Annotated in this window: 21 protein-coding genes; 14 read left to right on the forward strand and 7 right to left on the reverse strand. The window is 50.8% G+C overall.

Annotated elements, in window-relative coordinates:
* Positions 1-122 precede the first annotated feature (122 nt).
* From sigK to DXD92_RS02315, 11 genes are all read left to right on the forward strand, one after another.
* Entirely contained in the window at positions 123-749 is a 627-nt protein-coding gene (sigK, locus tag DXD92_RS02260) for an RNA polymerase sporulation sigma factor SigK (protein ID WP_118640081.1), read from the forward strand.
* Positions 750-944: 195 nt separating this feature from the next.
* On the forward strand, positions 945-2,468 hold the full coding sequence (locus DXD92_RS02265; RefSeq protein WP_118639968.1) for a YifB family Mg chelatase-like AAA ATPase: 1,524 nt from the start codon (positions 945-947) through the stop codon (positions 2,466-2,468).
* A gap of 3 nt (positions 2,469-2,471) precedes the next feature.
* On the forward strand, positions 2,472-3,341 hold the full coding sequence (gene dprA / locus DXD92_RS02270; protein ID WP_022462182.1) for a DNA-processing protein DprA: 870 nt from the start codon (positions 2,472-2,474) through the stop codon (positions 3,339-3,341).
* Between the two features lie 367 nt (positions 3,342-3,708).
* On the forward strand, positions 3,709-5,790 hold the full coding sequence (topA, locus tag DXD92_RS02275) for a type I DNA topoisomerase (RefSeq protein ID WP_118639969.1): 2,082 nt from the start codon (positions 3,709-3,711) through the stop codon (positions 5,788-5,790).
* Between the two features lie 260 nt (positions 5,791-6,050).
* The gene (codY, locus tag DXD92_RS02285) at positions 6,051-6,872 is read left to right on the forward strand and encodes a GTP-sensing pleiotropic transcriptional regulator CodY (protein WP_022462184.1); all 822 of its coding nucleotides are present in this window, start codon (positions 6,051-6,053) and stop codon (positions 6,870-6,872) included.
* Positions 6,873-7,219: 347 nt separating this feature from the next.
* Positions 7,220-7,504 (forward strand): co-chaperone GroES, encoded by a 285-nt coding sequence (gene groES, locus DXD92_RS02290; protein ID WP_022462185.1) that lies wholly within the window; start codon positions 7,220-7,222, stop codon positions 7,502-7,504.
* A 36-nt stretch (positions 7,505-7,540) separates the two neighbouring features.
* The gene (gene groL, locus DXD92_RS02295) at positions 7,541-9,166 is read left to right on the forward strand and encodes a chaperonin GroEL (RefSeq protein WP_022462186.1); all 1,626 of its coding nucleotides are present in this window, start codon (positions 7,541-7,543) and stop codon (positions 9,164-9,166) included.
* Between the two features lie 268 nt (positions 9,167-9,434).
* Positions 9,435-10,106 (forward strand): hypothetical protein, encoded by a 672-nt coding sequence (locus DXD92_RS02300; RefSeq protein WP_117509521.1) that lies wholly within the window; start codon positions 9,435-9,437, stop codon positions 10,104-10,106.
* Positions 10,099-10,608 (forward strand): DUF6106 family protein, encoded by a 510-nt coding sequence (locus tag DXD92_RS02305; protein WP_022462188.1) that lies wholly within the window; start codon positions 10,099-10,101, stop codon positions 10,606-10,608. Before DXD92_RS02300 ends, DXD92_RS02305 begins: the two co-directional genes overlap by 8 nt.
* Before the next feature lie 69 nt (positions 10,609-10,677).
* Positions 10,678-12,135 carry an IMP dehydrogenase gene (gene guaB, locus DXD92_RS02310; RefSeq protein WP_117509520.1) on the forward strand — a complete coding sequence of 486 codons (1,458 nt, stop codon included), beginning with the start codon at positions 10,678-10,680 and terminating at the stop codon, positions 12,133-12,135.
* Between the two features lie 101 nt (positions 12,136-12,236).
* On the forward strand, positions 12,237-12,947 hold the full coding sequence (locus DXD92_RS02315) for a peptidoglycan recognition protein family protein (RefSeq protein WP_022462190.1): 711 nt from the start codon (positions 12,237-12,239) through the stop codon (positions 12,945-12,947).
* Positions 12,948-13,044: 97 nt separating this feature from the next.
* Here the strand turns inward: DXD92_RS02315 and DXD92_RS02320 are convergent, their stop codons facing one another.
* The 6 genes from DXD92_RS02320 to DXD92_RS02345 form a co-directional block, all read right to left on the reverse strand.
* Positions 13,045-13,569: a VanZ family protein gene (locus DXD92_RS02320; protein WP_118639970.1), complete on the reverse strand. Its 525-nt coding sequence runs from the start codon at positions 13,567-13,569 to the stop codon at positions 13,045-13,047.
* 43 nt (positions 13,570-13,612) lie between these two features.
* Entirely contained in the window at positions 13,613-14,437 is an 825-nt protein-coding gene (locus DXD92_RS02325) for a metal ABC transporter permease (RefSeq protein ID WP_022462192.1), read from the reverse strand.
* Positions 14,434-15,141, reverse strand: coding sequence for a metal ABC transporter ATP-binding protein (locus DXD92_RS02330; RefSeq protein WP_022462193.1), 708 nt, complete (start codon positions 15,139-15,141; stop codon positions 14,434-14,436). The genes DXD92_RS02325 and DXD92_RS02330 overlap by 4 nt, the downstream gene beginning before the upstream one ends.
* A complete protein-coding gene (locus DXD92_RS02335; RefSeq protein ID WP_118640082.1) occupies positions 15,141-16,178 on the reverse strand; it encodes a metal ABC transporter substrate-binding protein in 1,038 nt (345 codons plus the stop codon). Before DXD92_RS02335 ends, DXD92_RS02330 begins: the two co-directional genes overlap by 1 nt.
* Positions 16,179-16,419: 241 nt before the next feature.
* Positions 16,420-18,204: an ABC transporter ATP-binding protein gene (locus DXD92_RS02340; protein ID WP_117761029.1), complete on the reverse strand. Its 1,785-nt coding sequence runs from the start codon at positions 18,202-18,204 to the stop codon at positions 16,420-16,422.
* A 67-nt stretch (positions 18,205-18,271) separates the two neighbouring features.
* On the reverse strand, positions 18,272-20,035 hold the full coding sequence (locus DXD92_RS02345) for an ABC transporter ATP-binding protein (RefSeq protein ID WP_118639971.1): 1,764 nt from the start codon (positions 20,033-20,035) through the stop codon (positions 18,272-18,274).
* 643 nt (positions 20,036-20,678) lie between these two features.
* On the opposite strand from DXD92_RS02345, the gene DXD92_RS02350 reads away from it, so the two are divergent.
* Genes DXD92_RS02350 through DXD92_RS02360 form a run of 3 tightly spaced genes read left to right on the forward strand, consistent with a single transcriptional unit; the run spans position 20,679 to position 24,559 of the window.
* Complete coding sequence (locus tag DXD92_RS02350; protein WP_055218595.1) at positions 20,679-21,518, forward strand: carbon-nitrogen hydrolase family protein; 840 nt, start codon at positions 20,679-20,681, stop codon at positions 21,516-21,518.
* Positions 21,519-21,541: 23 nt separating this feature from the next.
* Positions 21,542-22,726, forward strand: a complete 1,185-nt coding sequence (locus DXD92_RS02355; RefSeq protein WP_118640083.1) for an iron-containing alcohol dehydrogenase — start codon at positions 21,542-21,544, stop codon at positions 22,724-22,726.
* A gap of 15 nt (positions 22,727-22,741) precedes the next feature.
* Positions 22,742-24,559 (forward strand): N-acetylmuramoyl-L-alanine amidase, encoded by a 1,818-nt coding sequence (locus DXD92_RS02360; RefSeq protein ID WP_118639972.1) that lies wholly within the window; start codon positions 22,742-22,744, stop codon positions 24,557-24,559.
* A 97-nt stretch (positions 24,560-24,656) separates the two neighbouring features.
* On the opposite strand, the gene DXD92_RS02365 is transcribed toward DXD92_RS02360, so the two are convergent.
* Positions 24,657-25,889 carry an argininosuccinate synthase gene (locus DXD92_RS02365; protein ID WP_055218598.1) on the reverse strand — a complete coding sequence of 411 codons (1,233 nt, stop codon included), beginning with the start codon at positions 25,887-25,889 and terminating at the stop codon, positions 24,657-24,659.
* Between the last annotated feature and the right edge of the window lie 281 nt (positions 25,890-26,170).

The following is a 26,170-nucleotide window of genomic DNA, read 5'->3' on the forward strand; positions in this document are numbered from 1 at the left end:
TCTTAAAAATATAATGTCGAGTGCCGGAAAACCCGGCTGATCTTATCAGTATAGCAGACAGGCACGTTTCCTGCAATTCAAACATAAAATAAAGAAAAATCCCCTTTGAGGTGCCGCTTTTCTTGGAACCCTTTTTAAAACCACTGTCTGCACAGGAAGAAAAAAGCTGTCTGGATGCGTATCAGAGGGGCGATACAAAAGCCAGAGACATTCTGGTCGAGCGGAATCTGCGCCTGGTCGCGCACGTTGTGAAAAAGTATCAGGGCCTGCCCGATGATCTCGACGATCTGATTTCCATTGGAACGATCGGCCTCATCAAGGCGGTGATGACATATGATCCGAAAAAAGGAAACCGGCTGGCCGCATACGCCGCCCGCTGTATTGATAATGAGCTGCTGATGTATCTTCGGAGCAAAAAGAAAACGGCACGGGAGATTTCCCTCTACGAGCCGATCGGAACCGACAAGGAGGGAAATGAGATCCATCTGCTCGACATCGTGGAGGGCGGCGGGGAGGATATCGCGGAACAGTACAACCGGAAAGAGGACGCGGTGCGGCTGTACTGTTATCTGGATTCGGAATTAAAAGAGCAGGAAAAACAGGTGCTTCTTCTCCGGTACGGCCTTGGCGGAAAAGCAGAATACACACAGAAACAGGTCGCTGCCCGGCTCGGCATCAGCCGTTCGTACGTGTCGCGGATCGAGAAGAATGCAATTGAAAAGTTGCGGTTACGGTTTGCCGCTTCGTAAATGCTTGACATTTCAAACGGACTGCTTCTATAATAAAGGGTAAGGAAATCAGGTGCAGAAAAGGTTTCCTTATCCTTACTTTTTCGAACAAAAATCAAAGATAATATCTTCCCGGTGTTCTTGCCGGACATTTTCCCAAAATGAAAAATAAATAGGAACTATACGACCTGCTACTGAAAGAAAAGGAGGTTTTCTTTGTATTGCAGTGTATTATCAGCCACCGTCTCGGGCATGGAGATGATTCCGGTGCAGGTGGAGGCGGATGTCAGTGACGGCATGCCGCAGTTTACGATGGTCGGCTACGTGAGTGCCCAGGTAAAGGAGGCGCAGGACCGCGTGCGGACAGCCCTCAAAAACATGGGAATTTCCCTGCCGCCGAAACGAATTACGATTAATTTATCCCCGGCGGACGTCCGAAAAGAAGGATCGCGTTTCGATCTTCCGATTGCAGCGGGCGTTCTGATGACGCTCGGCCGGATTCCGCCCGGGTCACTCCGGAAAACGATGGTGCTCGGCGAACTCGGCCTTGACGGCCATGTGCAGGAGATCAGCGGTGTATTTCCGGCAGCGGCGAAGGCGCGGGAGCTTGGATGCACAACGCTTCTTGTTCCAGCCGGAAATGCCGCGGAAGGGGGTCTGGTCGGCGGGCTTCACGTCGTTGGAATCCAGAATTTACAGGAGCTTTTGAACTACTGCTGTGAAGGGAAAATGCCGTCGCTTCCGTCTATAGAAAATCAAAAGAAGGAGGACGGAAAAGAGCCGGACTTTTCCGAAGTGCAGGGCCAGACGGCGGCGCGGCGGGCGGCGCTTATCGCTGCGGCCGGATTTCACAATCTGCTGATGCTGGGGCCGCCGGGCAGCGGAAAATCCATGATCGCAAGGCGGATTCCGACGATCATGCCTCCGATGTCTGAGGAGGAGCAGATGGAAGTAACGCGGATCTACAGCATCGCCGGAATGCTTGCCAAAGGAGAGGGTGTCCGCCGGGAGCGGCCCTTCCGTGCTCCGCATCACACGATGTCGCCGCAGGCTCTTGCAGGCGGCGGAAAACAGCCGTCCCCGGGCGAAATTACGCTGGCACACCGCGGCGTTCTCTTCCTTGATGAACTCCCGGAGATGACGCGCGCAACCATTGAGATCCTGCGCCAGCCGCTCGAGGAGCACCGGATTGTGATTTCCCGTGTCAGCGGAAACTATGTGTTTCCGGCGTCATTTCTGATGGTGGCGGCAATGAACCCCTGCCCCTGCGGCTTTTACCCCGACTTATCGCGCTGTACCTGCGCACCCGGCGACATCAGCCGGTATCTCTCGAGAGTCAGCCAGCCGTTCCTCGACCGCATGGATCTCTGCGTGCAGGTGGAAGCACTTTCCTACGAGGATCTGCACGGCGAGGAGCGGTGCGAATCCTCGGCCAAGATGCGGGAAAAAGCGACGGCAGCGGCGGAAATTCAGGCGGCGCGCTACCGGCAGGAGTCGATTCATTTCAATAGCGAACTGAAAGCAGGCCAGATCGAGAAATACTGTATCCTGGAAAAGGCAGCGGAAGAGCTTTTAGAGGATGCCTTCCGCCGCCTGCGCCTCAGCGCGCGTTCCTACCACGGAATTATCCGCACCGCGCGGACAATTGCGGATCTGGACGGGGCGGTCAAAATCGGCGTGCCGCATATCAGCGAGGCGATCTGCTTTCGGAGCGCCGACAAAAGTATATGGAGGATCTGACATATGGCGATGGAAATCTTTACAGTCGGCCGCGGGCAGGAGGGCTATCCGGAGCGGCTTATGCCGTTCGCGGACATGCCGTCCCGCCTTTTTGTGCGGGGCGCGCTGCCGGCGGATGAGCAGAAAACAGCGGCGATTGTGGGCGCGCGGATATGTACGGCGTACGGAAAGAGCCAGGCGGCCTTTTTCGCGCAGGTGCTGGCGGCAAACGGCGTGGCGGTGATCAGCGGACTGGCGTGCGGAATCGACGCGGCGGCGCACGAGGGGGCACTGCGCGGAAAGGGAAAGACGTTTGCCGTGCTTGGCTGCGGCGTGGATATCTGCTATCCGAAACAGAATTACCCGCTGATGCGGCGGATGCTGGAAAACGGAGGCGGTGTCTTAAGCGAATTTCCGCCGGGCGCAGAGCCGCTTCCGTGGCATTTCCCGATCCGCAACCGCGTGATCAGTGCGCTGGCAGATGTCGTTCTGGTAATTGAGGCAAAAGAGAAGAGCGGCTCGCTCATTACGGCGGACTACGCGCTGGAGCAGGGAAAAACGGTATTTGCCCTGCCCGGACGGACAACGGATGCGACAAGCCGCGGCTGCAACCGCCTGATTGCGCAGGGAGCGGAAATTGCGATTTCACCCGAAACGATTCTCGAGGAGCTGGGCGTGAAAAAGGCCGGGACAAAAAGAGCCGCACCGCGTCCGCGCTATGGAAAAGAGGCGGAAATGGTTCTGAAAACACTCGCGGCAGAACCGCAGAATCTTGCACAGCTTGCCGGCAGCACCGGAATCCCGCTGCAGGAGCTGACCGGCATTCTGCTGGCACTCGAAATTGACGGCGTTATTGCGGAAAATCCGCCGGGCGTGTACATGGCGTTATCGTAAAAGGGACGAGGAAAAGAAAGGTTTTGTGATATTCCGCCCAGTGTACAATTATAATAGAAGAAAAAGAAAAAAGGGGGCTCTTCTGCGCCGCGTGCATGTCTGAAAAAGGAAAAAGAAAAGAAAAAAATCAGGAAAAATCGTTAAAAAATAGAAAAAATCCTGTTATTTTGTCGGGAAACATCGAAAAATGGTACATTTTAAAAATGGAAAACACTTGCAAGAAAAAACTTTTTGGTGTATAGTCAGTGGAAGTTACGACTAATTTAGGAATTATTCTGGAATTTGTAATGATGCAGAACTATGCGATATGAAAAACGCAATATAGATCTGGACAGTTATAAAAATATGTATTCAGGAGGCATCAGAGGTGGCAAAATATCTTGTAATAGTGGAATCACCGGCAAAAGTCAAGACGGTGAAAAAGTATCTCGGGGCAAATTACGAAGTTGCAGCATCTATGGGCCATGTGCGCGATCTGCCGAAAAGCCGGCTTGGAATTGATGTAGAACATGACTTTGAACCAAAATATATCACCATCCGCGGAAAAGGAGAGCTTCTGGCATCTCTTCGAAAAGCCGCAAAAAAAGCAGATAAAGTTTATCTCGCAACTGACCCTGACCGCGAGGGAGAGGCAATTTCCTGGCATCTGTCGATTGCGCTGAATCTCGATGAGAACAAGATGCGCCGCATCACCTTCAACGAGATCACAAAATCAGCAGTCAAAGCGTCGATCAAACAGGCACGCGACATCGATATGAACCTGGTGGACGAGCAGCAGGCGCGCCGCTGCCTCGACCGTATGGTAGGTTATGAAATCAGCCCATTGTTATGGAAGAAAATCAAACGCGGACTTTCCGCCGGCCGTGTGCAGTCCGTTGCACTGCGCATCATCGGCGACCGCGAGGATGAGATCAATGCGTTCATTCCGAAAGAATACTGGACACTGGAAGCAGATCTGAAAATTCCAGGCGAGAAGAAACCGCTCGTTGCAAAATTCCACGGCAAAGGCAGTGAAAAGATGGTGATCGAGACGAAAGAGCAGCTCGATGAAATCTTAAAGGGACTGGAAAATGAGACCTTTACCGTATCCGAAGTGAAAAAAGGAGAGCGTTCCAAGAAAGCGCCGCTTCCGTTCACCACGAGTACCCTGCAGCAGGAAGCATCGAAGGTGCTGAATTTCTCCACACAGAAGACGATGCGTCTGGCGCAGCAGCTCTACGAGGGCGTGGAAGTAAAAGGAAAGGGAACGATCGCTCTGATTTCCTATCTGCGTACCGATTCTACACGAATCAGCGAGGAGGCCGATGCGGCAGCACGTTCCTTTATCCAGGAGCAGTACGGCACAAAATATACCGCAAGCGGGGACACGACGGAGAATAAAAACAGCAAGGCACAGGATGCGCACGAGGCCATCCGTCCGACCGATGTGACGAATACACCGGTAATGGTAAAAGAATCCCTGCCAAGAGATCTGTTCCGCCTGTATCAGCTGATCTGGAAACGCTTTGTGGCAAGCCGCATGCAGCCGGCCGTCTATGAGACAATTTCCGCACGGATCAATGCAGGAGAGTATCTCTTTACAGCAGCTTCCTCCCGTCTGGCATTTGATGGTTTCATGTCCGTTTACACCGATCCGGATGAGGAAAAGAAAGAGAAAAACGCCGCTGTCCGGAGCCTGGAGGCAGGAACGGAGCTGGCACTGGAAAAGATGGATCCGCAGCAGCACTTCACACAGCCGCCGGCACACTACACCGAGGCTTCCCTTGTCAAAACACTCGAGGAACTCGGCATCGGCCGTCCAAGTACGTACGCGCCGACCATCACAACGATCATCAACCGCCGTTACGTGGCAAAGGAGAACAAGAACCTTTACATGACAGAGCTCGGCGAGGTGGTCAACAACATGATGAAAGAGGCATTCCCGAGCATCGTGGATGTCAACTTTACGGCAACGATGGAAGCTCTGCTCGACAGGGTTGGAGATGGAAGTGTTCCGTGGAAGACAGTAGTCGAGAACTTCTGGCCGGATCTCTATGAGGCGGTCACAGAGGCAGAAAAGAACCTCGAAGAAGTTAAGGTAGAGGATGAGGTGACGGATGTCATCTGCGAGAACTGCGGCCGCAACATGGTGGTCAAATACGGCCCGCACGGAAAATTCCTCGCCTGCCCGGGATTCCCGGACTGCAAGAACACGAAGCCGTATCTGGAAAAGATCGGTGTTCCGTGTCCGAAGTGCGGAAAAGAAGTGATCCTGCGCAAGACGAAAAAAGGACGGAAATATTATGGATGCGAAAACAATCCGGAATGCGATTTCATGTCCTGGCAGAAACCGTCTGCCAAGAAATGCCCGCAGTGCGGCGGCTATATGCTGGAAAAAGGCAATAAGCTGGTCTGCGCGGACGAGCAGTGCGGCTATGTAGAAGCACGCGAAAAGAAAGACGAAGACTGAGAATGACAAAGCGGTCTGTACTGGTGAAAAACTGGTGCAGGCCGTTTTTTTTGCTTATCGAGGCGGAAAAACAGGAAGATCCGAAAAAATTTAGCATGAATTTTTATAAAATTTATAGTTTTCTGAAAAATATATTGATTTCCGGAAAACTACATGATAGAATGAGCTTAGTTTTAAGGGTTGTCTGAAAAAGGCATCAGTGTGCATTTTTTTCGGCGGATACGCCAAAAAAATGCAGAAAATAAAGAAAGGAGAAGAACATGAGCGTACAACTGCTGGATAAAACCAGAAAAATCAACAAACTGCTTCATAACAATCACTCCACGAAGGTCGTGTTCAACGATATCTGTGAAGTCCTGATGGAAACGTTAAGTTCCAATATCCTGGTGATCAGTAAAAAAGGAAAAGTGCTGGGCATCAGCCTTTGCCCGGGCGTGGAAGAAATTACGGAGCTGATCGAGGATAAGGTGGGCGGTTATGTCGATGCCGCATTAAACGAGCGTCTCCTCGGCGTACTCTCCACAAAAGAGAACGTCAATTTACAGACCCTCGGCTTTGAGCGGCCTGGTGTAGAGCGCTACACCGCAATTATCTGCCCGATCGAGATCGCCGGAGAACGCCTTGGTACCGTATTTATGTACCGCTGCACCCCGCAGTACGATATCGACGATATCATCGTCAGTGAGTACGGCACAACCGTTGTCGGACTGGAAATGATGCGTTCCGTCAACGAGGAAAATGTGGAGGAAAACCGCAAGGTTCAGGTGGTTAAATCCGCATTCAACACGTTGTCCTTCTCCGAACTGGAAGCCATCATCCATATCTTTGATGAACTGAACGGGGATGAGGGCATTCTGGTTGCAAGCAAAATTGCAGACCGCGTCGGCATCACAAGATCCGTCATCGTAAATGCCCTCCGCAAATTCGAGAGCGCAGGCGTCATCGAGTCCCGTTCCAGCGGTATGAAGGGAACGTATATCAAGGTATTAAATGATTATATCTTTGATGAACTCGACGAGATCAAAGCAAGAAAGAACCTGAAAGGAAAGGGCGATGCCCATCCGGACGAGGCGAAAAAATAAAAAAGTGGAATGTAGAAAAGAATCGGAGCCGTTTAAGAATGGCGCCGTTTCTTTTTGTGCAAAAAAGCATTCGGGGAGCGGAAAAAAATGGTATCATTCCCGTTTTTAGGAATAAACTATAATTAGATTCTAAAGAGAGTATAAAATATGAAAAAGTTGCCAAAATAAGAAAAAACGAGAAAATAAGAGAAATTAAGAGCTATCACGAGAAAAAAAAAGAGAATTACAAAATTCATGCATTTGCGAAATGAGGTGGAAAACACTATAGTAAGAACCATCAAGTAGCACTCGAATGAACTGAGTGCTAATAAATAAAACTGAATGAAATCTTGAAGGAGGAAACATAAATGAAGTTAGTACCTTTAGGTGACAGAGTTGTATTAAAAGAGTTAAAAGCAGAGGAAACCACAAAATCCGGTATCGTACTTCCGGGACAGGCACAGGAGAAACCGCAGCAGGCTGAGGTTATCGCAGTAGGACCTGGAAAAGTAGAAGACGGCAAAGAAGTAAAAATGGAAGTTGCAGTCGGAGATCAGGTAATCTATTCCAAATATGCAGGAACCAACGTCAAACTGGAAGACGAAGAGTACATCATCGTAAAACAGGATGACATTCTGGCAGTTGTAAAATAAAGAATAATCAAGTAAAAATCAGGAGGCATGACAATCATGGCAAAAGAGATTAAATATGGAGCAGAGGCAAGAAACGCTCTTCAGAATGGTGTAAACCAGCTTGCAGATACCGTACGTGTAACCCTTGGACCGAAAGGAAGAAACGTTGTTCTGGACAAACAGTACGGCGCTCCGCTCATCACAAACGATGGTGTTACGATTGCAAAAGAGATCGAGCTGGCAGACGGCTTTGAAAACATGGGCGCACAGCTCATCAAAGAAGTTGCTGCAAAGACCAACGACGTAGCAGGTGATGGTACCACAACCGCAACCGTTCTGGCACAGGCTATGGTAAACGAAGGAATGAAAAACCTGGCAGCAGGTGCGAACCCGATCGTTCTTCGTAAGGGAATGAAGAAAGCAACCGATAAAGCTGTTCAGATCCTTGCAGAGATGAGCCAGCCGGTAGCAGGCAAAGAGCAGATTGCAAAAGTTGCAGCTGTTTCTTCCGGAAGCGAAGAAGTAGGCCAGATGGTAGCTGATGCTATGGAAAAAGTTTCCAAAGACGGCGTTATCACCATCGAGGAGTCTAAGACCATGCAGAACGAGCTGGAGCTGGTAGAAGGTATGCAGTTCGACCGTGGATATATCTCCGCTTACATGTGCACCGATATGGAGAAAATGGAAGCCGTTCTCGACAATCCATATATCCTGATTACCGATAAGAAACTGTCCAACATTCAGGAAGTTCTTCCGCTGCTGGAGCAGATCGTACAGAGCGGCGCAAGACTGCTGATCATCGCTGAGGATGTAGAGGGCGAGGCTCTCCAGACACTCGTGATCAACAAACTGCGCGGAACCTTCAACGTAGTAGCTGTCAAAGCACCGGGATACGGCGACAGAAGAAAAGCAATGCTCGAGGATATCGCAATCCTGACCGGCGGCCAGGTGATCTCCGAGGAAGTTGGTCTGGAATTAAAAGACGCTACTCTGGAAATGCTCGGACGTGCAAAATCTGTTAAAGTTCAGAAAGAGAACACCGTTATCGTTGACGGTGCCGGCGCAAAAGATGCCATCGCAGCAAGAATCGGCCAGATCAGATCCCAGATCGAGGAGACCACTTCTGAGTTCGATAAAGAGAAACTGCAGGAGAGACTGGCAAAAATGGCAGGCGGCGTAGCTGTTATCCGTGTAGGTGCAGCAACCGAGACCGAGATGAAAGAAGAAAAACTCCGTATGGAGGATGCTTTAAATGCAACGAGAGCAGCCGTAGAAGAGGGTATCATCGCAGGCGGCGGTTCTGCATACATCCATGTAACAACACAGCTTGCAGAGCTGATTGACAGCTTGGACGGCGACGAGAAGATCGGTGCAAGAATCGTACAGAAAGCACTTGAGGCTCCTCTGTTCCACATCGTAACAAACGCAGGTCTGGAAGGCGCTGTTGTTATCAACAAAGTAAAAGAGTCCAAAGTAGGTGTTGGATTTGATGCATACAACGAAGAGTATGTAGACATGATCCAGGCTGGTATCCTTGATCCGGTTAAGGTTACCAGAAGCGCACTGCAGAACGCTACCAGCGTTTCCGCAACCCTTCTGACCACCGAGTCCGTAGTTTCCACCATCAAAGAGCCGGCTCCGGCTATGCCGGCAGGCGCAGACGGCGGAATGGGAATGATGTAATTTCCGGGATAAAAATGTCTGGTAAAACAAAATAAGAAAACCGGCTGGCAAAGACCGTAGCGGAACATGGGTTCCGAAGTCCTGTCTTTGCCGGCCGATTTTTTAGTGGAAAGTTTTTCTTCCATTTCGCATGGCCCTGAATCGTTACAAAAAATTTCAGAAAGTTTTCATGCTTTCGCCGGGCGGCGTATATGGACGCTTCCGGCGTTTTATGCTATACTGATTTGTAGGATGTTGGGGGAAATACAACAAAGGAGAAGAAACACACATGGCAAGTCGTTATGAATCCGACATGACAAGGAAGGAGAAGATGCAGCTCGAAAAAGAGAAGCTGTCGAAAATGAATTTTAAAGAGAAACTGGCCTATATCTGGGAATACTACAAGGCTGTCATTTTCGGCATCATCGCTGTTATCTTCATCATCGGCACGATTGTGAATATCCATGAAAATGCGAAGTATTATGACCTCGTGAGCATTGCCGTAGTGGATTACGCAGGACTGCAGGATGTAAGTCCGATCGAGGAGGACCTAAAAGAAGCGCTCGGAACCGGAGATAAGTACGAAAAGGTAAGCATCGATACAAGCTACAGCTTCGGTGAAAACCTGGAAAACGCGGATTACAACACGCTGATGAAATTCACAGCCGTGATTGCCGCACAGAGCATGGATGTTCTGATCTGTTCACAGGCCGTGTACGACAACTACAGCAAAGACGATTATTTTCTGGATCTGTCCACACTGTTTGACGAAGCGACGTGTGAGAAGTACGGGATAAAGGCGGGAGATACCTGCCTCGACATTTCCAAATTGAAAAAGTACCAGGATATGGGCCTTACGTACTATGAGCCGTGTTATCTGACCGTGTTGGTCAATACAAAGAACGCGGACAATGCAGCAAAACTGATCGAATATCTTGAGGAGGATGGAGTAAATGAGTGATCTGTACACAGAAGTGCTGGTGAAAAAACAGCAGACAGGAAAAGACAAGGCGATCAAAGGAGTTCTGATCTTCTTTACCGTTCTTTTTGCAGCCGCAGGAATTATGATGAATCCGCTGATTCTGCTTCTTGCGCTGGTACTTGGAATCGTAGACTATATTTTTATCCCGAAGCTTTCGGTAGAGTTTGAGTATCTGTACGTCAACGGCGAGCTCGATATCGACCGTATCTATTCGCAGTCAAGAAGAAAAAGAGCCGCAAGCTATGAGCTTTCCAACATGGAAATCCTGGCTCCGTACCAGTCCCATCAGCTTGATTCCTACAAAAACAACCAGAGTATCAAACGTTACAACTATTCCTCCGGAATCGAAGGACAGGGTCACAAACCGTATGCATTTGTTATTTCAAAAGACAACACAATGCAGATGGTCATCTTCGAGCCGGATGAGGTGATGTTAAAGGATATCCGCAACCGCGCACCAAGAAAAGTATTTATGGATTGACAGCGTTTTCGTTTTTTGTTAAACTAGGTGATAAATCAAAAAGACTTAAGAAGAAAGGAAGATAAGAAAATGGGTACAATTATTGGTGATGGTATTACCTTCGATGATGTGCTTCTGGTTCCGCAGTATTCTGAAGTAACCCCAAACATGGTAGATCTGACTACGCATCTGACCAAGAAGATCAAGCTGAACATCCCGATGATGAGCGCCGGCATGGATACGGTTACAGAACACCGTATGGCAATTGCCATGGCACGTCAGGGAGGAATCGGTATTATTCACAAGAATATGTCGATTGAGCAGCAGGCAGAAGAAGTAGATAAAGTAAAACGTTCTGAGAACGGTGTTATCACCGATCCGTTTTATCTGTCTCCGGAGCACACTCTGGAAGATGCCAATAATCTGATGGCAAAATTCCGTATTTCCGGTGTCCCGATTACCGAGAACGGAAAACTGGTTGGTATTATTACAAACCGTGATCTGAAGTTTGAAACTGATTTCACCAAGAAAATCAAAGAGTCCATGACCAGCGAAAACCTGATCACTGCAAAAGTAGGCGTTACGCTGGACGAGGCAAAAGCAATCCTTGCAAAATCCAGAAAAGAAAAACTTCCGATTGTCGATGACGATTTCAACCTCAAAGGTCTGATCACTATCAAAGATATCGAGAAAACCATCAAGTACCCATTGTCCGCCAAGGATGAGCAGGGACGTCTGCTCTGCGGTGCCGCAGTCGGCATCACGGCAAACGTGCTCGATCGTGTCGATGCGCTGGTAAAAGCACACGTAGACGTGATCGTCATCGACTCCGCTCACGGACATTCCGCAAATATCTTCAAAACACTTCGCCTCATCAAAGAGCATTATCCGGATCTGCAGGTAATCGCCGGAAACGTGGCAACCGCAGAGGCAACAAGAGACCTGATCGCAGCCGGAGCAGACGCTGTTAAAGTCGGTATCGGACCTGGTTCTATCTGTACGACCCGTGTCGTTGCAGGTATCGGTGTACCGCAGGTCACAGCCGTTATGGACTGCTATGAGGAAGCAAAGAAGACCGGAACTCCGATCATCGCCGACGGCGGTATCAAGTACTCCGGAGACATGACAAAAGCTATCGCAGCCGGTGCCAATGTCTGCATGATGGGAAGCATCTTCGCAGGATGCGATGAGAGCCCGGGAGATTTCGAACTGTTCCAGGGAAGAAAATACAAAGTATACCGTGGAATGGGATCCATCGCAGCCATGGAGAACGGAAGCAAAGACCGTTACTTCCAGACCGGCGCCAAGAAACTGGTTCCGGAAGGTGTGGAAGGCCGTGTAGCATACAAAGGCCTCGTAGAGGATACTGTATTCCAGCTGATCGGCGGACTTCGTTCCGGTATGGGCTACTGCGGAGCGAAAGATGTTGAGACCTTAAAGGAGACCGGAAAATTTGTGAAGATTTCCGCAGCATCCTTAAAAGAGTCCCATCCGCATGATATCCACATCACCAAAGAGGCTCCGAACTACAGCGTGGACGATAAATAAGAATAAAAAGTCGCAAAAGGCAGAAGGGGGAAAGGGCAGAAACTTTTCAGCTTCTGCCTTTTCAAATGAGGGGGCGCTTATTTGCAGCGGGGAGAGAACATATGGCACAGAAGAGACGGGGAAAAATGACAAGAAAACAGAGGCAGCGCCAGCTTCACCGCAGAATGTTTCTGACGGGAGTTCTGGTGGTGCTGATCTGCGTCGGCATTTACAGCGGCATCCGCCGTGTGGCAAAAACGGCAAGTGATATCACGGCCGTTGACTATTCCGGTTCTGATTATGAGGACAACGATATCACCGATTGGACCGGCGCTCCGCCGATTGATGTGGAGCTTCTGACGCCGAACAGCTGGTCCAGACCGCAGACGAGGCTGAAAAAGGTGGACGGTATCGTTATTCACTACACCGCAAACCCGGGAAGCACGGCGATGCAGAACCGTGATTACTTTGAAAACCTGCCTGAGACGCAGGAGGCGCAGGCCAGCAGCCATTTCGTCGTCGGCATCGAGGGAGAAGTCGTTCAGTGTATCCCGACGAGTGAATGGTCGTATGCATCGAACCAGCGTAATTTCGATACGATCTCGATTGAATGCTGCCACCCGGATGACAGCGGTGAATTTACCGATGAGACATACAATTCTGTGGTCCAGCTCGCCGGTTTCTTATGCAAGCGGTTCAATCTGACTTCGGACGATGTGATCCGTCACTATGATGTAACCGAAAAGCTCTGCCCTCTGTACTACGTGGAGCATGAGGATGCCTGGATTCAGATGAAGGCAGATATTCAGGCGTATGCGGATTCACTTTCCTAAGAGCTGTTTTTAAGAAAAATGAAAAAATCCCCGTTGGGAAAATCAGTTTCAGGAGAAATGATTTTTCCAACGGGGATTTTTCTGTTATCCAATATTTTTAGTAATAGTAGCGCCGTCTGCGCCGCTTTCTTTTTTTCGTATTTCCGCCGAGTGCAATCCAGCAGAACAGCCGTACAAACGTGATGCCGAAGAGAACGCCGATGCTGTCGATGCCGACGTCCTTTACCGACGGGCCGCGGTTGGCGACCGTCGTCTGGTGGAATTCATCGCTCGCGGCAAAGGCGACACAGAGGATGCCGGCAAGAAACGTGAGCGCGAAGCCGCGCAGGCCGTAGACGTAGAGCGGAAGCGAAACACAGATTGCAAGCAGACAGTACTCTGTCATATGAGCCAGCTTCCGCACCGGGTACTGATACTCGTCAGCCAGTTCCTGGATCTTCTCATCATCCCATCCGCGGTCCATGACGTGGTCGATCGTGATGAAAATGCTGCGCGCCACTTTTTCACTGAGCTGTGAGGATTCCGTTCCGTTCTGGGAAGAGAAGGAGAAAATCAGCGACATCATCAGAATCGCCGGGATGAAGGAAAACGGTTTTAACAGTGCAATTACAATTCGATTCATAAAATACCTCCAGTAAAACAAAGCAGGTCAGATCGGAAACTTTTTATGCGGTATGCTCGCGGATTCTGGCAATCGCAGAAAAGATCAGGAATGCCAGCAGGTTCACGATTACGACCGTCGCTCCGGCAGGGGAGGACAGGAAAAACGAGAGGGACATGCCAAGAAGGAAGCACACCACCGAGAGAACCGCGGAGCAGATCACCACGCTCTGGAAGGTATGGCAGAGACGCATCGAGGTCAGTGCCGGGAAAATCAGCAGGCTGGAGATCAGAAGCGCGCCCATCATGCGCATGCCGAGGACGGTGGTGATGGCGGTTAAGAATGCCAGCAGCATGTTGTAAACCTCTGCGCGGACACCGGTTGCTTTGGCAAATGTCTCGTCGAAAGTGACGGCAAAAATACGGTTGTAATACAGGACGAACAGGATCAGCACGACGATGGAGAGCACCACGGAGAGAACAACGTCCTCATCACTCATCGCAAGGATGCTTCCGAACATGTAGTTGTTGACATCGGTGTTCATGCCGCTCGACCACGAAACCGTGATGACACCGATCGCAAGCGCAGAGCTTGAAATCAGGCCGATGGCGGCGTCGCCTTTGATCTTGCTGGATTCGTTCATGCGGAGCAGCAGAAAGGCGGCAAGCACGACGACAGGGATTGTGAAGGCAAGCGGAGCAAAACCGAGTGCCGCTGCAATTGCAAGAGAGCCGAATCCGACATGGGAGAGGCCGTCGCCGATCATGGAGTAGCGCTTTAACACGAGGCTGACGCCAAGCAGTGCGGCACACAAAGAGACGAGAATGCCGACCACAAGGGCACGCTGCATAAACGGATAAGAAAGCATTTTCAGCAGATTTGAAATCATAAGTCAGCACCTCCTAAAAACTGTTTTCCCGCCTCGGTTTTCAGATACTCGTCCATCGGACCGAAGAAGACCTGCTTCTGGTCGAGCTGGAGAATGTGCGTTGCGTCCGGCAGAATATTGCGGATATCGTGGGAAACCATGATGATCGTAACGTTCTGCTCGCGGTTGATGCGGCGGATGAGCTGGTACATTTCGTTTGTCATGACCGGGTCAAGGCCAGTGACCGGCTCATCGAGGAGCAGCAGTTTCTTTGTGGCGCAAAGCGCACGAGCGAGAAGCACACGCTGCTGCTGGCCGCCGGAGAGATCACGGTAGCATCGTTTCTTTAATGGAAGGAGGTCGAGAAGCTCCATATTGCGGAGCGCGTCCTCTTTGTCTGCCTTTGTGTAAAACGGCGGGAAATGCGGGTGGTTCTGCCGGCCGGACAGCACGACTTCCCAGACGCTCGCCGGGAAATCCTTTTGTGCGGCGGTCTGCTGCGGCAGATAGCCGATCTCGCTTGGATGAAGCCCGTCGCCGGTTGTGATCGAGCCGGTGGACGGATTTTTTAAGTGAAGCAGTCCCTTGACCAGAGTACTTTTTCCGGAACCGTTCTCGCCCACAATACAGAGGTAGGAGCCGGCTTCCAGGGCAAAGTTGACATCGGTCAGGACCGGGATGCCCTCGTAGGAGAAGGTGACATCACTGCAGGTAAGTAGAGCCATTAGTTCAGAGCCTCCTTTAGTGCGGCGACATTCTGTTCCATCAGGGAAAGATACGTGGCGCCGTTTTCGAAATCATCTTTGGATACGTTGTGACAGGAGTGAAGCAGCAGCTTTTTCGCGCCGGTCGCCTCACAGATGCAGTCCGTCATTTTTTCGTTGGACAGCTCGGTGTGGAAGACGACAGGAATCTGCTCTTCGTTGATCTTGTCAATTAAAAAAGAAAGTGTTTTGGCACTCGCCTCGGATTCCGAGGAGCAGCCGGGGAATGCCGCGTAATAGTCGAGGCCGTAGGCGTCCGCGAAATAGCGGAACGGAAAACGGTCGCCGAAAACGATGGTGTGGCGGCTGGCATTCGCTGTGACATCGGAAAATTCCTCATCGAGGGAGGTAAGCGAAGCGAGGTATGAAGCAGTGTTTGCCTGATAATCGTCCGCGTTTTCCGGGTCGAGGCGGCAGAGCGCATCGCAGAGCTTCTGGACAATCCGCATTGCATTTTTCGGTGAAGTCCAGACGTGCTCGTCCTGTTCGCCGTGGGATTCGTCTTCGTGATCGTGGGAATCCTCGTCGTGATCGTGGGAATCCTCGTCGTGGTCCGTATCCTCGTCCTCATGATCGTGTGCGTGGCCGTGGGTCTCCATTCCCTCGACCGTTTCCTCGGCAACGGTGTCGACGCAGTCCATCAGCGTGACGACTTCTTTGTTCGAGGTATCGACGGAATCGAGAATCGTTTCCACCCAGGCATCGGAATCGCCGCCGACGTAGGCGAAGAGATCGCATTCGGAAACTGTGATCATATCGCCCGGTGTCGGCTCAAATGAGTGGCTTTCTGCGCCCGGGGAAAGCAGCATGTGGAGATCGAGGTGATCGCCGCCGATGGCACGCAGAAAATCGTACTGCGGAAAAATGGTCGCCACGGCGGAGAGTTTTTCGTTCTCTGTGGAATCCGCCGTTTCCTTTGCGGAACCTGCGCAGCCCGTCAGAAGAAGGAGCGCAGGAAGGAGGAGAAGGCGTAAATGTTTTCTGGAAAAAAACGTCATGATACTCCTTTCTGAAAGAAAATACGGAAGCATTGTGAAAAAGCTCCGTATCAGACCGTTCAGTAACAAATGCCGCAGGAGTGGGAAGCGGCAGACGGAGAGTGTAACCCTCCGAAAAAAGATCAGTTACCATCATATAGCAGGGGTGATTCATTTGTCAAGGAAAGACACAAAAAGCTGCGTCCGCCAGAAGCGGGGAAGCAGCTTTTTGCAGATATTTGATACGTTTTGTGAAACCGGATTACGATACCCTGCGGAACTGTGCCTGGTAGAGCTGGTAGTACGCGCCCTGTTTTGCCATCAGTTCGTCGTGGGTTCCCTGCTCGAAAATCTTTCCGTGGTCGATCACAAAAATCCGGTCCGCATTTTTAATAGTAGAAAGACGGTGCGCAATGATGAACGAGGTACGGCCCTTCAACAGGCTTTCGATTCCCTGCTGCACCTGAATTTCTGTCTGTGTGTCGATGCTGGACGTCGCCTCATCGAGAATCAGAATCCGCGGATCAGACACCATCGTTCTGGCAAAGGCGAGAAGCTGGCGCTGGCCGTTGGAAAGACGGGCACCGCGCTCGCTGATCTCGGTGTCATAGCCGTCCGGCAGCTCTATGATAAAGTCATGGGCATGCACGGCCTTTGCGGCGGCAATGATTTCTTCCTCCGTGGCATCGAGCTTTCCATACGCAATGTTGTCGCGGATCGTGCCGGAGAAGAGAAAGTTGTCCTGTGTCATCACGCCCATCTGGGCACGCAGGCTGTTGATGGAGACATCCGTCAGGCTGTGGCCGTCGACGCGGACCGTTCCCGAAGTAATATTGTAGAAACGGCTGATCAGATTGACAATGGTCGTCTTTCCAGCGCCGGTCGGGCCGACGAGTGCGATCGTCTCACCGGGAGCCGCTGTAAAGCTGACATCTTTTAAAACCAGCGTGTCCGGATCATCGGAGTAGGCAAAGCTGACATGGTCGAACGTTACTTCTCCTTTGATCGGCGGCAGTTCTGTGACGCCAGGCTTGTCGGCAACCTCCGCTGGTGTGTCGAGGATCTCAAAGATTCGCTCCGCAGCGGAAAGGTTCGTGATCAGCTTGTTGTAAAAACCGGCCAGGTTCTGGATCGGATCCCAGAACATCGTCAGATACATCGCAAATGCCGTGAACGTACCGATCGGAACGGCATCCACGCCGAGCACGGAAATACCGATAAAATACAGAAGAAACGTTCCGATGCCCCAGGTCACCTCGATCACAGCGGAAAAACCATCCGCTAGGCGGACCGCATGGATGAAGGAGTTCTGATGCTCAAGAAGAAGCCGGTCAAACTCGCCCTGCGATTCCTGCTCTGCGGTAAAGCTCTTGATGATGCGGATACCGGAGAAGTCCTCGTGGATATACGCCGTAACATTGGAAGATTTTTTCCGGAACGTCTGCCATCTCTTATGTGCGACGATCTGAATAAAATACATGCCGATAGCGATCAGCGGCAGCACGAGAATCGCACTTAAGGAGAGCCAGATGTTTTTGATCATCATGATCACCAGAATGGCGATGATCGTGAGAATGTTCGGAATCAGCTTTGTGACACCGTCGTTCAGCACATCCTTTAACGAGTTGACATCGCCGATGATGCGCGCCAGAATCTTTCCGGCCGGGCGGGTATCGAAAAAGCTGAAGCTTAAGGTCTGGATATGCGTGTAGAGCTCGTCACGGATTTCCAGAAGAATGTTGTTGGTAATGCGCGCCATCAGAAGCATCCGCAGGCGGACACCGGCCGCGTAAACCAGGTTGATCACAACCATGAATACGCAGAGGGCAACAAGCCCACGCCAGTCTTTCTGCGCAATATTGACGTCGATGGCGTACTCCAGGAGCAGCGGGTTCACAGTGGAAATCGCGATGGTAACGGCGAGAACCACGAGAACGACGGCAACCTGGCGTTTATAATTTTTTAAGTAGGAGAAGAGGCGGCGGATGGTCGCGCTCTTTAAGACCTCTTTCTGCTCTTCATCTACTTTACTGGAATTGATAGCCATAATCGTATTGTTCCTCTCTTAACGGGTAAGTAAATACAGAAGTTGTCGGGTAACAGATTAAATTGAATTAAGCATTGGCAGGAAGTGCCTGCTCGAGGGCTGCCTTTGCTTTATGGTAATCACCGTACTGAGCCTCCCAGGTGGAGTAGTACAGGCCTTTCTGTGCCATCAGACTCTCATGCGTGCCGCGCTCGGCGATGCGTCCGTGATCGAGATACAGGATCTCATCGGCATTCTGCACCGAAGAAATGCGGTGGGCAATGATGATCTTGGAAACATCTTTTTTCTCGGCGAGATGGCTCTGGATTTCGTATTCGGTCTCCATATCGAGCGCCGAGGTGGAATCATCCAGTACGAGGATCGGAGCCTGTTTTGCCAGGGCGCGTGCGATGGAAAGACGCTGCTTCTGACCGCCGGAAAGTCCCATGCCGCGTTCGCCGATGACGGTTTCGTACTGATCCGAAAGATGGTCGACGAACTCGGAAGCACATGCAGCGGAGACAGCGTTATGTACCTCCTCGGATTTCATCGTGCTGCGGCTGCCGAGACGGACATTCTCAGAAATGGTATCTGAGAACAGGAAGACGTCCTGCATGACGACGGAAGAAGTATCGCGCACGGTGCGCAGCGGCAGGGTGCGGATGTCGTGGCCGTCGAGACAGATGGAACCGTCGGTGACATCGTAAAAACGCTCGAGCAGATTGACGATGGTTGTTTTTCCGGAACCCGTCATACCCATGATGCCGAGTGTGTGGCCCTGCTTTAAGGTAAAGTCGATATCCTGCAGAATCGGTGTGTCATGCAGGGAGAAATCGACGTGATGGAATTCCAGGTCACCCGGAAGTTTTGAAAGCTCCACCGGATTTTCCGGTTCTGCGATCTGCGGCTCCTCTGCGAGAATTTTGTTCAGCTTCTTGTTGGAAGCAATCGCAGAAGCGAAGCAGTTGCCGAGCCAGCCGACGTTTTCGATCGGCCAGGTGATCTTGGAGGTGTACTCCATAAAGGCCGTTAAAACACCGAGCGTAATGCGTCCGTGGATAACACCGTAGCCGCCCGCGAGAAGGACGAGCACGCGCATCAGCTTCGTAAGAAACGAGATGGCGGGATCGTATTTCATCAGGACGCGCGCCTGATCCATGTTGAGATCGCAGTATTTCTGATTGTGTTTCCGGAATTTTTTGACCTCATACGGTTCCCGTGCAAAGGATTTGACGGTGCGGACACCGGCGAGATTTTCCTGTGCAACGGTATTCATGACGGCGTTTTCCTCGCTGATCGCATCGTAGACACGGTCGAGTTCTTTTTCGAGGCGGATTGCGATGCCTGCGACGAAAGGAAGGATCGCCACGGAGACGAGTGTCAGCGGCAGATCCAGTTTGACCATACTGACCATTGCCATCATGATACAGATCAGGCCTTCTAAGATCAGCATGCCGGCAAAGCCGAGGATATCCCAGATCCGGTCGACGTCATCGCGCACGCGGGCGAGGAGTTCGCCGGTATTGTTTTTGTCAAAGTATTCCACCGAAAGCCGCTGGACGTGGCGGAACAGGTTGTCCCTCATCTGGCTGGCGACGCGGACGCTGCTGACATCGAATAAAAATTCTTTGATGTACTGAAACAGGGCTTTTGCGGCACCGATCAGAAGAAAGGCGGCAAGGTATTTCCAGAGCAGTTCCATTTTGTGACCGACCAGCACGTCATCCACGATGTGCAGCGTGACAAGCGGCGCGAGCATATCGAGAAAGACACTTAAGGCCATGGAACCAAAAGCGAAAACGTAGTAGTACCAGTTCTGGAGCAGGTACTTACCGATTGGATTTTTCTTCATGAATGTTAAAACCTCCTCATTGATGTCGTTTGGGTGTCTGGCAGAACATAGGCTTTCAAAAGCTCCGTAAGTGTGGGAACGGAACAACGGGAAACGAAAGCGAAGGCTGCGTTTGTATATAAAAGAAGGGAATCGATGCGGTAAGAAGACCGCGGAATCTGCCTGCCGGAAACGGAGCGAAGCCGGAAAGAACGGTTTCGTACTGTTTATAGCAATAAAAAAAGCCGCAGTATCGACGTACCGCGCCTTCTGTGCGAAATAGCAGGCATAAAGAATGCATAGAGATTTGTTATGCAGAGTTAATGCTTACAAAGAATTTCGAAAGAAGGGCAGCCACCTGGTTTGATCGCCATACGAAGTTTATTCTGTTTTACGCTGGATGCATAAATAAGATTGATCATAAGTGGTGTTCTCCTTTCATGATTTTTTCTGCCGCATCTGATCGAACACGACAGCTTATGGTTCTAAGCTACTCCTGTTTTCCAGATTTGTCAATTGTTATTTTCAAAAATTAAAAAATAAAAGCTGCAAAAGGTATGAAAATTGCGAATTTGGGTAGCTGTTTCGGGGAATATGCGATATAATAAACGAGAATATAAGCGGAAAAATCACAAGCTAACATGTGAAACGAGGGGACAAAAAGATGGAAAAAATAATTGCAGGCCTGGTGCAGATGGATTCTGGGCCGGATATGAATGAAAATATGCGCATGGCCGAGCAGTATGTGCGGGAGGCGGCGGAACAGGGAGCGAAGCTGATTCTTTTCCCGGAGACCGCAGAATACACGGGAGCAGACATGCCGGGGCACGCAAGTGCAGTGCCGGGCTACGTCAGCCGCCGGTTTTCCAGCCTTGCCAAACGGTACGGTGTCTATCTGCACTGCGGCAGCATGACGGTACGGCGCCATCCGGGGCGTCCGTCCAACACGTCGTTTCTGTTCGGACCAGATGGAGAAACGATTGCAGAATACAGCAAAATACATATGTTTGATGTAAATATTCCGGGCAGTGTCTCCTACGAAGAATCACACGAGATCTGCCCGGGAAATGAAATTGTTCTTGCGGACACGGCGCTTGGCCTGTTCGGCATGAGCATCTGCTACGATATCCGCTTTCCGGAACAGTACCGGCTGATGGCATCCTCCGGAGCAGATGCATTTCTGATAGCGGCGGATTTTACGAAAGCAACGGGAGAGCGCCACTGGGAAGCACTGCTGCGCACGCGCGCCATTGAAAACGGATGCTACGTGCTCGCCGCCAACCAGTGCGGCCAGAAAGCGCGGTTTGAGGCGTACGGCCATTCCATGATCATTGCGCCGGACGGCGAAATTCTTGCGGAGGCAGATGATACCCCGCAGGTACTCATCGCAGAGCTGGATCCGGAAGTGCTGGAGCGGACAAGAAATGAAATCCCGTCTCTGGAAAACAGGAGAGACGATCTTTACCGTGTAAGCTCGGGAAACGTACGGATTTATGAAGAATAAAAATGCAGGGAGGAAATAAGAAGATGGATCAGTTTATACAGTATACCCCGACGGAAGTCGTGTTCGGAAAAGAGACCGAAAACCAGGCAGGCGCTGAGGTAAAGAAATGGGGCGGCACAAAGGTGCTCGTCGTTTACGGAGGCGGAAGTGCAAAACGGAGCGGTCTTCTGGACCGAGTGGAAGCATCTCTTGCAAAAGAGGGCCTTGCCTTTGAAGAGCTTGGCGGCGTAAAACCAAACCCGAGACTTGCCCTTGCCGAGGAGGGTGTGAAAAAAGCAGTGGAAATGCAGGCAGACTTTATTCTTGCCGTCGGCGGCGGAAGCTCGATTGACACCGCAAAAGCCGTTGCGCATGGAGCTGCAAATCCGGAGGAGGCACTCTGGGATATCTGGACGAAAAAAGTACCGCTGACAAAATCTCTCCCGGTAGGAGCGGTTCTGACGATACCGGCAGCCGGAAGCGAGATGAGCGATTCAGCCGTTCTGACAAACGAGGCAATCGGCAAAAAGGCCGGCATCAACACGCCGTTCAACCGCTGCAAATTTGCCATCATGAATCCGGAGCTGGCAGCAACCCTGCAGAAATACCAGATTGCCTGCGGCGTAACCGACATCATGATGCACACGATGGAGCGCTATTTCATTCCGGAGAGCCAGTGCGAGATGACGGACGAGATTGCAGAGGGACTCCTCCGTACCGTAATCAAAAACGGACCGAAGGTTCTGGAAAACCCATCCGATTACAATGCGATGGCGGAAATCATGTGGTGCGGAAGCCTGTCACACAATGGACTGACGGAGTGCGGACGCGGCAAAGATTTTTCGGTACATAAATTTGGCCATGCGTTAAGTGCAAAATACGATGTAGCACACGGCGCATCCCTGGCGGCAGTCTGGGGTGCCTGGGCGAAATACCAGTACGATGAGGAGACGGTTCTCTGGCGGTTTGCACGGTTTGCAGAAAAAGTCTGGGGCATCACAGAGGGAAGCGATCACAAACGGGCAACGGAAGGCATTGAGCGCACAGTAGCGTTCTTCCATTCGCTCGGCATGCCGACCTCCCTGCATGAGCTTGATATCCCGAACCCGTCGGATGAGGATCTGCGTGCCCTTTCCATGGATGCAACACAGCAGGACACTGTAAAACTGTCCCGCATCCGCAAGCTGGGCGCACAGGAAGTATATGAGATTTACCAGATGGCGCGATAAAAGGAGGAAAACCAGATGGCAAAAAAGAAAATCGCAGCACTGCTGATCGCAGCGGTCGTTGCGGCAGGAGGCTGGGCGCTTCCAGCAAGGGTAAGCGCAGCAGAAAATGACGGCACGGCCGTAACCTGGCAGCAGGATGAGACGGAAAGTTCCGAGCAGAATTCGGATGAGGAAGCGGCAGTGCAGGAGCAGAGCGGTACTTCGGAAAACGAGACGCCGGCTGTTACGATTCCAGGTGAGGACAACGAACAGGAGCCGGAAGAGAAACTTCCTGCCGGCTGGGTGAAACAGGAGGACGGAAGCTGGAAATACAGAAAAGAGGACGGCACGATGGCCGCCAGCGAGTGGATCACCCATCTGAACCGGAGATATTATCTGAATGCAGACGAAATCATGTGCACGGGTCTTTCGATGGTCAACGGAAAGCTCTATTATTTTGAGAGCTGGGGCGGAGCCGGTTTCCAGGGCTGGAAAAAAGTCGGCGGGGCATGGTACTATCTGAACGAGGACGGAAGCGTCAAAACGAATGAATGGTTCGTTCACGACAAGAGAACATACCATGTAGATGAAAACGGTGTGATGAGCACCGGACTGCAGAAGATTGACGGAACGCTCTACTACTTCGAGAGCTGGGGCGGAGCCGGATTCCAGGGCTGGAAAAAAGTCGGCGGAACATGGTACTATCTGAATGAGGACGGAAGCCTCAGAACGAATCAGTGGTTTGTGCATGATAAGAGAACGTACCATGTAGACGCAGACGGTGTGATGAGTACCGGCTGGCAGACGATTGACGGCGTTGATTATTACTTTGAAAGCTGGGGCGGCATGCGCGTGAACGCCTGGGCGGCCAAGGGCAGTGACTGGTATTACATGGACAGCAACGGAACCCCAAAAGGGGAAGGCTGGCTGCTGTATGACAAGAACTGGTATTATCTGAGGCAGGACGGCAAAATGATGCACAGTGAATGGCTGTGGTATGATAATAACTGGTATTACCTGCAGAGCTGGGGCGGCATGTATAAGAGCCAGTGGGTAACGATCAAAGGCGCAACGTATTACTTCAGGAGCTGGGGCGGTATTTACAAGAACGGCTGGCAGGAAGTGGACGGAAAAACGTATTACTTCCGAAGCTGGGGAGGCATCTATAAGGATACCTACATCGACGGCTATTACGTTGATAAAAACGGTGTCCGCCGGAACAGCAAAAATATCTGTGTGGCAATCGACGCAGGACACCAGAGAAGAGGAAACAGCGAGAAAGAGCCGATCGGACCGGGATCATCGACCTATAAGGCGAAGGTTGCTTCCGGAACATGCGGTGTGGCAACCGGCATCAATGAGTATGAGCTGAACCTTGCGGTATCCTTAAAGGTACGCGATATCCTTGAGGAGCGCGGCTACGATGTTTACATGATCCGCGAGACGCACGACGTCAATATCAGCAACTCCGAGCGTGCAAAACTTGCCGCGCAGAACGGAGCAGACATTCTCGTGCGTGTACACGCGAACGGCGATTCGAACCAGTCGGTTTACGGAGCACTCACGATGGCACCGAGCAGCAGAAATACGTATCTTTCCGGTGATATGATCAGCAAGAGCCAGAAGCTCTCCCAGAAGATGATCGCAGCATTCTGCAAAGACACCGGTGCGAAGAACCGCGATGTGATTTACACCGATTCCATGAGCGGCATCAACTGGAGTACCATTCCGGTCACGATCATTGAGCTTGGCTTCATGAGCAATCCTTCCGAGGACCGTTTGATGGCAACCGAGGATTACCGAAACAAGATGGCACAGGGAATTGCGGACGGAATCGACGCATATTACGAATAAACAAAGGGACCTGTCTGAAATGGGCGGGTCCTTTTTGCATGCAAAAAAAGAAAGCGGAGCGAGTCCGCTTTCTTTTGGGAATCCATAGGATCAGATCTTATTTGTTGTTGTTTTTCTCCAGCTCCTGCATTTTCATCGCACGAACCTTCAGCGGCAGACCGAACAGTGTGATGAATCCGTCTGCATCGTGGTGATCGTAGAGATCGCCGGTGGTGAAGGAAGCAAGAGACTCATTGTACAGGCTGTACGGAGAAGACTCGCCGGCTTTGATGATGTTGCCTTTGAACAGTTTGAATTTTACTTCGCCTGTTACATATTTCTGGGTGACATCAACGAATGCCTGGATTGCCTCGCGCAGAGGAGTGTACCATTTTCCTTCGTAAACAACCTCAGCAAGCAGGTTTCCGAGATCTTTCTTTGTTTTCAGGGTCTCACGGTCGAGAATCAGCTCCTCTAACTGCTCATGTGCAGCCATCAGGATGGTCCCGCCAGGAGTCTCATAAACACCGCGGGATTTCATGCCGACAACACGGTTCTCAACGATATCAACAATACCGATGCCGTGTTTTCCGCCCAGCTTGTTCAGCTCGGTGATGATTTCAGAAACTTTCATTTCTTTTCCGTTTAAGGTCTTCGGAACGCCGGCCTCAAAGGTCATGGTTACGTACTCGCCTTCGTCCGGAGCTTTTTCCGGAGGAGTGGTCAGTACGAGAAGATCGTCGTAGTTCGGCTCGTTGGACGGATCCTCAAGCTCAAGTCCCTCATGGCTGATGTGCCACAGGTTACGGTCACGGCTGTAGCTGTGGTTTGCATCAAACGGAAGGTCGATGCCGTGTGCTTTACAGTAAGCCAGCTCGTCTTCACGGGACTGCATGGTCCATACATCGGTCATTCTCCAAGGAGCGATTACTTTGATATCCGGAGCAAGGGCTTTGATGCCGAGCTCGAAACGGATCTGGTCATTTCCCTTACCGGTAGCGCCGTGGCAGATGGCAACAGCACCTTCTTTTCTTGCGATCTCAACGAGTTTCTTTGCGATAACCGGACGTGCCATGGAAGTACCGAGCAGGTATTTGTTCTCATAAACAGCGCCTGCTTTTACGCACGGCATGATGAAGTCTTCACTGAACTCGTCGATAACGTTTTCGATATATAATTTGGAAGCGCCGGAAAGTTTTGCTCTCTCATCGAGGCCAACCAGCTCGTTTCCCTGGCCGCAGTCGATGCAGCAGCAGATTACTTCGTAGTCAAAGGTCTCTTTCAGCCACGGAATAATGGCAGTAGTATCAAGTCCGCCGGAATAGGCAAGTACAACTTTTTCTTTCATAATGTAAGATCCTCCTTGGATTTCTCGTGCACCTATATGCGCGGTGCATCGTCAATGACTAAAATATACATCATACGACAGGATTATGCAAGCTTTTTTTCAGAAACTCAAAAAAAACTTGCATAATATACATTTGAGGTGTATACTTATGCAATCGACGGTATATGACAGCAGAAAACAAAGATTTTTCATTGAAAAAAGAAAATAATTGAGCTATCATAAAGAAAAAAGAAAAAATGTCCGGCAAGACAAGAAAACGGGCGAAAGAAAAAAGGAGAAAAAGG

The organism is Blautia sp. TM10-2 (assembly GCF_003480845.1).
GTDB classification, from domain to species: domain Bacteria; phylum Bacillota; class Clostridia; order Lachnospirales; family Lachnospiraceae; genus Fusicatenibacter; species Fusicatenibacter saccharivorans.